Origin of the sequence: Kribbella sandramycini, from assembly GCF_013131805.1 — a bacterium.
Classification (GTDB): Bacteria; Actinomycetota; Actinomycetes; order Propionibacteriales; family Kribbellaceae; genus Kribbella; species Kribbella sandramycini.
In genome coordinates this window covers 522,434-534,996 of sequence record NZ_JABJRC010000003.1, presented here as the reverse complement: position 1 = coordinate 534,996, position 12,563 = coordinate 522,434, and the positions used below count along the sequence as shown (strand labels likewise).

The 12,563-nt window shown below is 68.2% G+C and carries 8 protein-coding genes; 5 read left to right on the top strand and 3 right to left on the bottom strand.

Annotated elements, in window-relative coordinates; translation table 11 throughout:
* Positions 1 to 5: 5 nt before the first annotated feature.
* Positions 6 to 1,085, bottom strand: coding sequence for an inositol-3-phosphate synthase (locus HPO96_RS16055; protein WP_171674244.1), 1,080 nt, complete (start codon positions 1,083 to 1,085; stop codon positions 6 to 8).
* Entirely contained in the window at positions 1,082 to 1,663 is a 582-nt protein-coding gene (locus HPO96_RS16050; RefSeq protein WP_171674243.1) for a PadR family transcriptional regulator, read from the bottom strand. Before HPO96_RS16050 ends, HPO96_RS16055 begins: the two co-directional genes overlap by 4 nt.
* A 216-nt stretch (positions 1,664 to 1,879) precedes the next feature.
* On the opposite strand from HPO96_RS16050, the gene HPO96_RS16045 reads away from it, so the two are divergent.
* The 5 genes from HPO96_RS16045 to HPO96_RS16025 all read left to right on the top strand — a co-directional run bounded on the left by HPO96_RS16045 (position 1,880) and on the right by HPO96_RS16025 (position 8,405).
* Positions 1,880 to 3,364 (top strand): short-chain fatty acid transporter, encoded by a 1,485-nt coding sequence (locus HPO96_RS16045; protein WP_171674242.1) that lies wholly within the window; start codon positions 1,880 to 1,882, stop codon positions 3,362 to 3,364.
* Between the two features lie 120 nt (positions 3,365 to 3,484).
* Positions 3,485 to 5,713 carry a transglycosylase domain-containing protein gene (locus HPO96_RS16040; protein WP_171674241.1) on the top strand — a complete coding sequence of 743 codons (2,229 nt, stop codon included), beginning with the start codon at positions 3,485 to 3,487 and terminating at the stop codon, positions 5,711 to 5,713.
* 103 nt (positions 5,714 to 5,816) lie between these two features.
* Positions 5,817 to 6,914 carry a mannosyltransferase family protein gene (locus HPO96_RS16035; RefSeq protein ID WP_171674240.1) on the top strand — a complete coding sequence of 366 codons (1,098 nt, stop codon included), beginning with the start codon at positions 5,817 to 5,819 and terminating at the stop codon, positions 6,912 to 6,914.
* A 268-nt stretch (positions 6,915 to 7,182) separates the two neighbouring features.
* Positions 7,183 to 7,695, top strand: coding sequence for a SigE family RNA polymerase sigma factor (locus HPO96_RS16030; RefSeq protein WP_171674239.1), 513 nt, complete (start codon positions 7,183 to 7,185; stop codon positions 7,693 to 7,695).
* Positions 7,692 to 8,405, top strand: a complete 714-nt coding sequence (locus tag HPO96_RS16025; protein WP_171674238.1) for a hypothetical protein — start codon at positions 7,692 to 7,694, stop codon at positions 8,403 to 8,405. Before HPO96_RS16030 ends, HPO96_RS16025 begins: the two co-directional genes overlap by 4 nt.
* A gap of 21 nt (positions 8,406 to 8,426) precedes the next feature.
* Here HPO96_RS16025 and HPO96_RS16020 read toward each other — a convergent pair whose 3' ends face one another.
* Positions 8,427 to 12,326 (bottom strand): GH92 family glycosyl hydrolase, encoded by a 3,900-nt coding sequence (locus HPO96_RS16020; RefSeq protein WP_337796656.1) that lies wholly within the window; start codon positions 12,324 to 12,326, stop codon positions 8,427 to 8,429.
* Between the last annotated feature and the right edge of the window lie 237 nt (positions 12,327 to 12,563).

Here is a 12,563-nt window from a genome sequence, read left to right as displayed (position 1 = left end):
GAAACCTAGCGCTCGACCTCACCGCGGATGAACTTCTCCACCAGCTCGCGGCAGACGTCGTCGGCGTACTGCTCCGGCGGCGACTTCATGAAGTACGACGACGCGGACAGGATCGGCCCGCCGATGCCGCGGTCCTTGGCGATCTTCACCGCGCGGATCGCGTCGATGATGATGCCGGCCGAGTTCGGCGAGTCCCAGACCTCGAGCTTGTACTCCAGCGACAGCGGGACGTCGCCGAAGTTGCGGCCCTCGAGCCGGATGAAGGCCCACTTGCGGTCGTCCAGCCAGGCGACGTAGTCGGACGGGCCGATGTGCACGTTCCGCGGCTCGATGTCCTCGACCAGCTGCGACGTGACGGACTGGGTCTTGCTGATCTTCTTCGACTCCAGGCGGTCCCGCTCGAGCATGTTCTTGAAGTCCATGTTGCCGCCGACGTTCAGCTGGTAAGTGCGGTCCACGGTGACGCCGCGGTCCTCGAACAGCTTGGCCAGCACGCGGTGCGTGATGGTGGCGCCGATCTGCGACTTGATGTCGTCGCCGACGATCGGGACGCCGGCCGCGGTGAACTTGTCCGCCCACTCCTTGGTCCCCGCGATGAAGACCGGCAGCGCGTTCACGAAGGCGACCTTCGCGTCGATCGCGGCCTGCGCGTAGAACTTGGCCGCCTGCTCGGAGCCGACCGGCAGGTAGCAGACCAGGACGTCGACCGCGGCGTCCTTCAGCGCCTGGACGACGTCGACCGGGGCCGCGTCGGACTCGGTGATGGTCTCGCGGTAGTACTTGCCGAGACCGTCCAGGGTGTGACCGCGCTGAACCGTGACGCCGGTCGGCGGCACGTCGCAGATCTTGATCGTGTTGTTCTCGCTGGCGCCGATGGCGTCCGCCAGGTCCAGGCCGACCTTCTTGCCGTCGACGTCGAACGCGGCCACGAACTCCACGTCGCGGACGTGGTAGTCACCGAACTGGACGTGCATCAGACCGGGGACGCGCTCCTCGGGCTTCGCGTCACGGTAGTAGTGCACGCCCTGGACGAGCGAGCTGGCGCAGTTGCCGACGCCGACGATCGCTACCCGGATCGAGCTCATCTGGTATCTCCTTGGTCAGGCGGTGGGGGGTGGGGGGAGGCGTGCCGGCTGCGCTCGCCGTCGATCAGCTCGTTCAGCCAGCGGACCTCGCGCTCGGCCGACTCCAGGCCGTGCCGTTGCAGCTCGAGGGTGTAGGCGTCCATCCGCTCCGCGGTCCGGCTCATCGCCGCCCGGAAGTTGGCCAGCCGCTCCTCCATCCGGGCGCGCCGGCCCTCGAGGATGCGCAACCGGGTGGCCGGATCGGTCCGGCCGAAGAACGAGAACCGGACGCCGAACGTGTCGTCCTCCCAGGCCGACGGACCCGCGTCGTGCATCGCGTGCGCGAAGTGGTCCTTCCCGTCGGCCGTGATCGTGTAGACGATCTTCGGCCTGCGCCCGGACTCCGGCGTACCGGAGTCGGCGGTGATCAGGCCGTTGCGGAGCATCGCCTTCAGACACGGGTAGAGCGACCCGAACGAGAGCACGCGACCCCACCCGAACTGGGCGTTGACGCGTTTGCGGAGCTCGTAGCCGTGCATCGGCGCTTCGTGCAGCAGACCGAGTACGGCGAGCTCCAGGACGCCACTGCGGTTTCCCATCACCCACCACCTCCCTCGGTCCAGTTTGTCAGAACCTGATGTATCGGTTCGATACATCGCGTCGCCACCATAAGCAGAGCTCCGAGCTGTGGACAACTCATGACAAAGTCGCCCTTTGTCACCCCGAACAAATGACGCGCCGGGAGAAGCTGTTACGTCAGCCGCCCAGATGCGTTAATCGGGTGACGCACTGCGTCGGTCCCGGAGCGGAGGGTCATGACCGACCACGGCAAACACGCGAGACACGAGGTCGAGGGTGAGGGGCCGCTGGCTCGCGTCGCCCTGCGGTTCACGGCGTTCACCGAGAAGTGGCTGCCGGACGCGTTCGGCTTCGTCCTGGTCGGCACCTTCGTGGTGCTGCTGTTCGGGCTGTTCACCGGTGAGCCGCTGCTGCAACGCCCCGACGACCCGGCCGCCACCAAGGGCTTCGGCCTGGTGGACGCCTGGGGGATCGGGTTCTGGAGCCTGATCACGTTCACGCTGCAGATGGCGATGATCATCATCGGCGGGTACGCCGTCGCCACCAGCGGCCCGGTCGCGCGGCTGATCGCCCGGCTGGCGCGGATCCCGAAGAACCCGCGCTCCGCGGTCGCGTTCGTGGCCGCGGTCGCGATGTTCGCGTCGTACCTGAACTGGGCGTTCAGCCTGATCTTCGCCGCGATCCTGGCCCGCGAGGTGGCCCGGAACGTGCCCAGGGCCGACTACCGCGCGCTCGGCGCGATGGCGTTCCTCGGCCTCGGCACGGTCTGGGCGCAGGGCCTGTCCGGCTCGGCGGCGCTGCAGGTCGCCAGCGCGAGCAGCAGCCCGGCCCCGGTCCAGGAGGTGATCAAGGCCGGCGGCCGCGCCAGCGGGCTGATCCCGCTCAGCGACACGATCTTCACCTGGCAGGCGCTGGTCGCGACGCTCCTGGTGTACGTCGTCGGCGTCGTGATGGCCTGGTTCATCGCACCGGGCGCCGCCAGCTCGCGGACGGCGGACGACCTCGGGATCGAGCTCAAACCGCTGATCGGCCGCGGCTCGGCGTACAACGGTCAGCGGGAGCAGAGCGAGCAGCGGCGGCCGGGTGACTGGCTGGAGCACTCGCCGCTGTTCACCCTGCTCATCGTGGCGCTCGGCGTCGTCTACCTGATCCGCTACTTCGACGGGAAGAGCTTCTTCAGCGCCCTCGACCTCAACACGGTGAACCTGATCCTCTTCCTGCTCGCCCTGTTCCTGCACTGGCGGCCGTGGCGGATGGTCCGGGCCGTCCGCGACGGCGTGCCCGCGGCGGCCGGCGTCCTGCTCCAGTTCCCGCTGTACGGCGGCATCTTCGGGATGATCGCCTACACCGGGATCTCGGCCCGGCTGGCCGGTTGGCTGGTGCAGGCGAGCAACCAGTTCCTGTTCCCGCCGCTGATCGCGATCTACTCCTGTGTGCTCGGCATCTTCGTCCCCAGCGGCGGCAGCAAGTGGGTGATCGAGGCGCCGTACGTGCTGGAGGCCGCGAACGAGCTCAAGGTGGACGCCGGCTGGATGGTCGTCGTCTACGACCTGGGCGAGGCGAGCGCGAACCTGTTGCAGCCGTTCTGGATGCTCCCGACACTGGCGATCCTCGGGCTGAAGGCGCGCGACATCATGGGGTACACGTTCACGATGTTCCTCGCCTGCTTCCCGGCGGCGCTGATCGCGGTCACGCTGCTGGCACCGCATGTGACCGGCTGATCACACGAGTTCGCCCGCGAACCGGTGACTTGTTAGCATCCGGAGCGGATTCGGGCCCGTTACCACACCCGCCGTAGTCTGTGGGGCAATGACTTCCGCGAGATCGTCGAGGATTGCACAGTGAGTGAAGCTCGTAGAAAGGCCGCTCCGCCGCGCCGCCACAAGCGGCACTGGGCGGTTCGCGTGCTCGGCTGGCTGACCGCGCTGGGCTGCCTCGGCATCATTCTCGGCACCGCGGCCTTCTTCATCATCTACCAGAAGACCCGGATCCCGGACGGCAACGTCGCGTTCGAGGCGAACACCTCGACGGTGACATGGGCCAACGGCACCCGCCCGATGGGCACCTTCTACGACCAGAACCGGACGTCGGTCCCGCTGAAGGCGATCCCGAAGCGCGTACAGGACGCCATCCTCGCGGCCGAGGACCGGACGTTCTGGACCAACCCCGGGATCTCGCCGCAGGGCATGGCCCGGGCCGCGTTCAACATCGCCCGCGGCGAGCAGTTGCAGGGTGGTTCGACGATCACCCAGCAGTACGTGAAGATCATGTACCTGACCCAGGAGCGGACGGCGTCGCGGAAGTTCAAGGAACTGTTCATCGCGACGAAGCTGAGCCGCCAGCAGGACAAGAGCAAGACGCTCGAGGGCTACCTGAACACGATCTACTTCGGCGAGGGCGCCTACGGGATCTCGGCGGCCGGCGAGGCCTACTTCCGCAAGCCGGACCCGAACAAGCTGACCGTTCCCGAGGCCGCGTTCCTGGCCACCGTGCTGAACAACCCGACGCTGTTCGACATCGATGTGAAGGCCAACCACCCGCGGATCCTGCAGCGCTACCGCTACGTGCTGGACGGGATGCGGCTGAGCGGAACCATCACCGAGGCCGAGCAGACGAAGTACGCCAAGGCGCTGCCGAAGCTGAACAAGAAGCCCAAGAGCAACAAGTACAAGGGCACGTCCGGCTTCCTGCTCGACATGGTCCGCCGGGAGCTGCTGAAGCGCGGCTACTCCGAGCAGGAGATCGAGAGCGGCGGCTACAAGATCGTCTCCACCTTCGACTACGACCTGCAGCAGAAGATGGTCACCGCGGCCACCGAGCGGCGGCCGCAGAAGCGCGACAACCTGCATGTCGGGATGGCCGCGGTGAAGCCGGGCACCGGCCAGCTGGTCGCGATGTACGGCGGTCCGGACTTCCTGAAGAACCAGATCAACTGGGCCACCGCCAAGGCCCGGCCGGGGTCGACGTTCAAGCCGTTCGCGGTGGCCGCGGCGATCGACGAGGAGTGGAACCCGTGGGAGCGCAACCTGCAGGGTGACAGCCCGATCGAGGTCCAGGGCCAGGAGTTCAACAACGAGTTCAGCCACGACTACGGCGTGGTCGACCTGGTCGACGCCACCAAGGACTCGGTGAACACCGCGTTCTACGACCTGGTCGACAAGCAGATGGAGAACGGGCCGTCCAAGCTGGTGGACGCCGCCGAGAAGGCCGGTATCCCGAAGACGACCGTCCTCGAGAAGGGTCGTGAGAACCCGGCGACCGTCCTCGGTCCGGACCCGTACGCCTCGCCGGTCGACATGGCCAACGCCTACGCGACCTTCGCCGCCGAGGGCAAGCAGGTCGAGCTGCACACGATCAAGAGCATCACCGACCGCAAGGGCAAGGTCGTCTGGGAGGACAAGAAGCTCCCGGTCAAGCAGGCTTTCGAGCCCCGGACGGCGCAGTGGGTCAACTTCATCCTGTCGAAGGTCGTCGAGGACGGCACCGGTGACGGAGCCAAGAAGCTCGACCAGCCGGCGGCCGGTAAGACCGGGACGGCCGGTGGCGTCGGCTTCGAGCACCGCAAGGCGGACGCCGCCTGTGGCGGCTGCAAGGCCGGCACCGACACGCTGACCTCGTGGTGGACCGGATACACCACGACGATGTCGACCGCGGTGATCTACCGGGCCGGGACGATCGGTGAGTCCGACCTCGACCCGTACTCGAAGGACCCGGCGTTCTTCGGCGGCAACTGGCCGCTGAAGACCTGGATGGCCTTCATGGAGCCGGCCCTGGACGGCGTCAGCGAAACGGAGTTCACCGAGCCGCCGGAGGACGAGCTGGAGGACAGCCCGAAGCCGCCGCCGCCGACCGACACACCGAAGTCACCGCCGCCGGCGACGAACACGCCGACGCCGACCAATACGCCGCCGCCGACCACCAATAGCCCGCCACCGAACACGAATACGCCGAAGCCGCCGGAGACGCCGCCGACGAAGACACCGGGCCGGCCGACGATCACCTTCCCGACCGGCGACCCCGACCCGGAGGACCCACCGCCGGGTGAGGGTGGCGGCGGTGGTGGTCAGTAGTCCAGCCACGCCGCAGCCGCCCGCTGCGGGCGCGCCCAGGGGTGGGCGCGCGCGGCGGGCGCGAGTGGAGGGGGCAGGGCTGCGGCGGTGGTTGCCGGCCGCGATGACACGCGAGGTGCTCGGGTGGTGGTTCCTGACCCGGCTCGCGCTCGTGCTGGTGTCGCTCTCGGCGCCGCTGCTGTTCAACCGCGGCGCTGAATACCCCGACGTCCGCAAGGCCTGGCTGCAGTGGGACGTCTGGCACCTGAACGCGCTCGCGCAGTACGGGTACGACAACGGTGAGCCGTCGCAGGCGCCGCTGGCGGCGTTCTTCCCCGGTTTCCCGCTGCTCGTCCACATCGTCAACTGGACCGGGATCGGGTACGTCGCCGCCGGGATCGCCGTCTCCGCGGTCGCGAGCCTGGTCGCCGGGGTCTACCTGGCCCGCCTCGCGCAGTACGAGTTCCCCGAGCTCAAGAACCTCGGGCCGAACGCCGCCCTGGTCTGGTACGCCGCCCCGGTCGGGGTGTTCCTCGCCGCCGGCTACACCGAGGCGCTGTTCTGCGCGTTCGCGTTCCCGGCCTGGCTGGCCGCGCGGCAGGGCCGGTGGGCCCGGGCCGCGATCTTCGTCGCGCTGGCTGCAACGGTCCGGGTCTCCGGGCTCTTCCTGATCTTCGCGTTGCTCGTCGAGTTCCTCACCTCGAAGAAACGCGACTGGCCCTCGGCGCCCTGGCTGCTGGTCCCGGCTGTCCCGGTGCTCGGCTTCATGGCCTACCTGAAGGAGATCCACGGCTCGTGGTTCGCCTGGCAGGAGGCCCAGGAGAAGGGCTGGGCGCGCGAGTTCACCTGGCCGTGGACGTCGCTCGTGCACACGTTCGAGGCCGCCTCGCGGGGCCACTTCGCGGGTGATCGCAGCGACTGGACGTGGATGTTCCGGGCCGAGCTGGTCGCGCTCTTCGTCGGCCTCGCCCTGCTCGTCTGGCTGCTCTGGCGCCGCTCCTGGGGTGAGGCGGCCTGGGTCGCCGCGACCGTCGGCGCCTTCTGTACGTCGTTCTGGATCTACTCGCTGACCCGAGCCACCCTTCTGTGGTGGCCGCTCTGGATCGGCCTGGCCGTCCTCGTCCACCGGAGCCGGTGGGCGGGGCGGTTCTACCTGACCCTCGCGATCCCCCTGGCAGCCCTCTGGGCGAGTGCGTTCCTCACCGGCCGCTGGTCCGGCTGACCGGTCAGTTGTCCGCGATGTGGACTCTTTGACTCCGAAGGCAACCGGACGCCGATTTGGTCCGTCGTTAGGGGTGAAGGGGTGGTAGTCCGGGCGGGGACCGCCACCCCTCCTCAAGTTTCCGGCGGAACCTTTCAGGGGCAGGCTCCGCCGGTGGACCACCGGGCGGCGACCGATCACACCGGTCGCCGCCCGATTTTCGTTTGCAACCTCCAGGTGTCCGCACCCAGTAGATGCAGGGTGAAATCACCGACAGGGAGGGCAGACCGTGAGCGATCGCGAAACGGAGTTCCTCGAGTACGTGACCGCGCACCGGGGCCGGATGCTCCGGACGGCGCGGCTACTGGCGTCGGGGGACGCACACTGGGCTGAGGACCTGGTGCAGGTCGCGTTGACCCGGCTCTACGTGCACTGGGCGAAGGTGCGCCGCGAGGAGGGTGCGGAGCGGTACGCCGACCGCATCCTGATCAACGCGTTCCTGGACGAGCGACGGCGGATGTGGCGCCGGCGGGAGTCGTCGACCGAGCACATGTACGACGCCGCCCCGCCGAGCGGAGCCGATCCGGCCGAGCGGCTCACCGTGCTGGACGCCCTCGGCAAATTGCCCCGGCGGCAGCACGCCGTCGTCGTACTGCGCTACTTCCGGGACTTCGACGTCCGGACCACCGCCGAGCTGATGGGCTGTACCGAGGGCACGGTCAAGTCCCAGACATCCCGAGCGCTCGCGACGATGCGCGATCTCCTGCACGACTCCCTCGAGACCCTGGAGAGCCTGCGATGACCGACCTCAAGTTTCTCCTCGACGATGCGGCGGGTGCGGAGCCGGCCGTCACCGACACCGATCTGACCGCCGACCTCGATCGCGGCCGGCGCGCCGTCCGCCGCCGCCGGGTCGCCGGGATCGGCGCTGGCGCCGTGGCTACCGCCGTCGTGATCGGCATCGCCTGGGCGGTGTTCCCCGGCGGCCCGACCGCGAACACCCTCCCGGAGGTCGTCGGCACGACGAGCCAACCGACGACCGAACCGACGAACCGGCCGACCGGTGCGAAGTCCTACGTGCCGTTGGCGGTACAGACGACAAACTTCCCGGGCGGGCTCACCTGCAATGTGGTCCCCTTCGGCTGGACCGCCAAGCTGCTTGTCGGCGGCGAGTACGAGCAGATCCAGCTGTACGATCCCAAGCTGCCCAAGTCGCACCAGCAGTACAACGACGACAAGATCACGCTGCGCTGGGCGATGATGCGGGACGAAGGGAACGGCTTGGTGCCGGACAAATTCGGCGTCCCGTGGACCGAGCTGCCGCACGTCAAGGCCGGCAGTAAGGACGCCGTGATCACCCCCGGCCCGAAGAGTGACGGGCTGCGCGAGGTGTTCGTCCGGCAGAGCACAACCGGTGCGCGCGTCATCGTCGTGACCAACGACGCGACCACGCTCGGATGGGACGAGGCGACCCTGCTGAAGTTCGCCGGCTCCTGCCGCTACCGGGGGTAGGGCAGGAGCCGGCGAGTTCGCTCAGCCGTAGTTGCGGTCGATCGACTGCGACGGGGTCGGGGTCGGGCGGGCCGCTGCGGCTCGCCTGTCACTCGGGTGGGTGCCGGTCTCGACGCCCTTCAGCGTGCCGAGCAGTTCGAGCTCGGACAGGGTCACGCCGTCGGTGCCGCCGGTCAGGACCAGCCGGTACTGCGTGTACGCCTTCGGCGATGCGATGGCGAACGACCGGGTGTACGACGTCCACGGCCAGGTCACCCCGGTCCGCTTGTCGACGGTCGACCAGGTGGCGCCGTCGTTCGACCCTTCGAGCACCCAGCTGGACGGCGCCGTACCGGTCGCGCCGTTGGTCAGGGTGTACATACCGACCGGGCGGCCCTGCTGAAGAGCGACCGTGACGGTGGGCTTGGCGCCGGTCAGCGTGACCTGCGTCTTGGTGTCGTTGTCGGTCAGCGCGGAGACGTCCGTGGTGCCCGAGGCGACGACGGCGCCGTCGTCCGAGGTGGAGTCCCGCCAGGTGCTCGGGTCCTCGCCGGGGGTGGTCAGGGACGGCGGCGCGTCCTTGCGGCCGGTGCCCCAGCTCGACGGGCGGTCCGTCATCTCGAAGTCGATCCGGCCGCCGCTCGCGATCAGGTCGTGCGGCAGGTTCGTGGAGGTCCACTTCTTGCCGTTCACCCGGACGCCCTTGACGTACAGGTTCTTCGCGCTGTTACCCGGTGCGTTCACGACCAGCTTTTTGCCGTTCGGCAGCCGGACGGTCGCCTTGGTGAACAGCGGCGCGCCGATCGCGTACGACGGCGAGCCCACCTGCAGCGGGTAGAAGCCGAGCATGCTGAACAGGTACCAGGCCGACATCTCGCCGTTGTCCTCGTCACCCGGGTACCCCTGCCCGATCTCCGAGCCGAGGTAGAGCCGGTTCAGCACCTCGCGCACCTTCTCCTGCGTCTTCCACGGCTGACCCGCGAAGTCGTACATGTAGGCGATGTGGTGCGAGGGCTGGTTGCTGTGCCCGTACTGGCCCATCCGGACGTCGCGGGCCTCGAGCATCTCGTGGATCGTGCCGCCGTAGCCGCCCGGGTGCAGGGCGTCCTCCGGCGTCGAGAAGAATTCGTCGAGTTTCTTCGCCAGGCCGTCGCGGCCGCCGTAGATCGCGGCCAGGCCGGCGCCGTCCTGCGGGGTCGAGAAGGCCATGTTCCAGGCGTTGGTCTCGGTGTAGTCGTGACCCCAGTCGCGCGGGTCGAACAGGTTCGGCGAAGTGCCCCAGGAGCCGTCCGGGTTCTTGCCCTGGAAGAAGCCGACCGTCGGGTCGTAGAGCGTGACGTAGTTGCGGGCCCGGTTCAGGAAGTACTTGTAGTTGTCCAGGTACTCCTGTTTGCGCGGGTCGTTCTTCTTCGCCTTCACGTACAGCGCCTTCGACAGGTTCGCGATGCCGTAGTCGTTGATGTAGCCGTCCATCGACCAGCTGAAGCCCTCACCGGTGCTGTTCGCGGTGTAGCCGTGGAAGGTGGACAGGTCCATCCCCTTCCGGCCGACGTTCTGCGACGGCGGGACGACGGACGCGTTCTTGACCGCGGCGTCGTACATGGCTTGGACGTCGATGCCCTTGATGCCCTTCAGGTACGCGTCCGCGAAGGCCACGTCGGACGACGTGCCGACCATCAGGTTCGCGTAGCCCGGGGACGACCAGCGGGAGATCCAGCCGCCGTCCTTGTACTGCTGGACGAACCCGTTGACCAGGTCGGCCGCGGTGTCCTGCGAGAACAGCGAGTACGCCGGCCACACCGTGCGATAGGTGTCCCAGAATCCGTTGTTCACATAGGTCTGACCGGCGACGATCTTCGAGCCGGTCTCGGTCGGGGTGTCCGCGCCGACCTTCGGCGAGGTCGGCGACGCGTAGGTGATCACCGGCTTGGACTTCGTGCCGGTGTTCTCGGAGCCGTTGTTCGGGTAGAGGAACAGGCGGTAGAGGTTCGAGTACAGCGTGGTCAGCTGGTCGGCCGTCGCGCCCTCGACCTCGATCGTGCGCAGCTTCGCGTCCCACAGCGCCTGGGCCGCGTCCTTCACCCGGCCGAACTTCGACCCGGCCGGGAGCTCCAGCTCGAGGTTCTGCTGCGCCTGCGCGGTGCTGATCAGCGAGGTCGCCAGCCGCAGCTGGACCTGCGTCACCTTCGGGTCGAACCCGAAGTACCCGCCGACATTGGCGCCGCCGCCGTTCGAGAGCTTGCCGGAGGCAACGACCTTCTGATCGACGACGCCGTACACGAACAGCCGGCCGGCGCCGGTGGACAGCCCGCTCTTCACATCGCTGAAGCCGGTGACGACACCGGTCTCCGGGTCGAGTGTCAGGCCGCCCTCGTTGGTCGCGTTGTCGAAGACCAGCGACGCGCCGCCCTTCGGGAAGCTGAACCGCAGCATCGCGGCGTGGTCGGTCGGCGCGATCTCGGCGGCGTTCCCGTTGTCGAACTCGACGCCGTAGTAGTACGGACGGGCGATCTCGTTGTCGTGGCTGAACGACCAGGCGCGCGCCGTCCGGCTCGCGGTCGGGGTCGCTGAGGTCTGCGGCATCACCTGGAAGGTCTGCCGGTCACCCATCCACGGGCTCGGCTCGTGGCTGATCGACAGCGCCTGGATCGTCGGCTTGTTGTCGGCGTTGTTGCCCTTCGCGTAGTCGTACAGCCAGGAGCGGGAGCCGGCGTTCGTCACCGGCGTCCAGAAGTTGAAGCCGTGCGGGACGGCGGTCGCCGGGAAGTTGTTCCCGCGCGAGAAGCCGCCGGTCGCGTTCGTGCCGCGAGTGGTCAGCGCGAGGTCGGACGGGTGCTTGGCCGCGGTCTTCTGGGCGGCGTGGTCCGGGTTGACCGCGGCGGCGATCCGGATGTCGTCGACCCAGCCGCGGAAGTCGGCCGGCCCGGTCGGCTTGTCGTAGCCGATCAGGATCCGCTTGATCGTCTTACCGGCCGCGACCTTGCCGAGGTCGGCCTCGATGTTGTTCCACTGGTTGGTGGACAGGCCCTTGGCGTCGCCCTGGCCGCGCGGGCTGAGGCCGAAGCCGTGGTGGTCCTTTGCGCGCAGGTCGCTCAGGTACGTCCCGTCGGAGAACGCCAGGTCGATCGCGGCGTACGTGCTCGGGTAGCTGAGGTCGCCCTCGATGTGCTCGGGGAAGATCTTGTACGACAACCGGGTGTCCCGGCCGACCCTGAGGTCGACGTCGGAGATCTTGTTCCAGGTGAAACCCCGCCCCTCGGCGGTCTGGTGCCCGGCGTACCGGAACGACTTGACGCCGGTGAAACCGACCCTGGCCCGCGCGTTGTAGGCGCTCGTCGGGCCGGAGTCCAGCCGGGACTCGGCGACCGGACCCGGCGGCGGCAGCGGCGCGCCGTTGGACAGGTACCAGTCGGCGAGCTGGACGATGTTCTCGCCGTGGTTCAGCGTGACATCCAGCTTGAAGAACTTGTACGCCGTCTCGTTCGCGAAGCTGTACTCCTTGGTCTGGAACCGGTTCTCGAAGCTCTGACCGCTCTGCGTGTCGAGCACGGTCCAGTCGGTGCCGTTCGCGGAGCCCTGAATGGTCCAGTTCTGCGGGTCGCGACCGTCGGCGTCATTGGCCGAGGTCAGCGCGTACTTCTTGATCACGACCGGCGCCGACGTCTCGTAGACCAGCCAGCCGGTCTTCTCGAAGACCAGCCACTTGGTGAACTTGTCGCCGTCCGCGGCGTTGCTGGCGATCTCGCCGGACCCGGCGTTCTCGCCGTTCGCGGTCACCTTGGTGACCTTGTCCATCTCGCTGCCGCCGATCCCGGTCGGGGTCGGCCCGCGGACGCCGTCCGCCCGGGGCTTGCCGTCCCGGCCGGTCTCGACGGTGTCGGTGTATCCGGGCTGTGGCTGCCCGGACTCGAACGAGGTGTAGAACGAGGCACCGGTGGCCACCGGTTGCTCCTCTGCGGTCGTTGTGACGGCGTGGGCCGCGGTCACGCTGGTGACCATTGTGGCAACCAAAGCTGCAGACGTGATGAGCCCCAGTGGGCGGCGGAGTTTCATCCACGCTCCTTGCACGACAAATGGCGCGGCCCCGATGACAAGGTTGTCAGCCCGCGTTCAGGGGCGATCCTGCCTAGCTTGACGACTCTTGGTCAAGACCCTGTCGCAGCCGGTTCCCGGCTCGCT

Bases quoted from the DNA above. Each gene is read 5' to 3' on its own strand.
- HPO96_RS16055 (WP_171674244.1), bottom strand. From the start codon at position 1,085: ATGAGCTCGATCCGGGTAGCGATCGTCGGCGTCGGCAACTGCGCCAGC.
- HPO96_RS16050 (WP_171674243.1), bottom strand. From the start codon at position 1,663: ATGGGAAACCGCAGTGGCGTCCTGGAGCTCGCCGTACTCGGTCTGCTG.
- HPO96_RS16045 (WP_171674242.1), top strand. From the start codon at position 1,880: ATGACCGACCACGGCAAACACGCGAGACACGAGGTCGAGGGTGAGGGG.
- HPO96_RS16035 (WP_171674240.1), top strand. From the start codon at position 5,817: ATGACACGCGAGGTGCTCGGGTGGTGGTTCCTGACCCGGCTCGCGCTC.
- HPO96_RS16025 (WP_171674238.1), top strand. From the start codon at position 7,692: ATGACCGACCTCAAGTTTCTCCTCGACGATGCGGCGGGTGCGGAGCCG.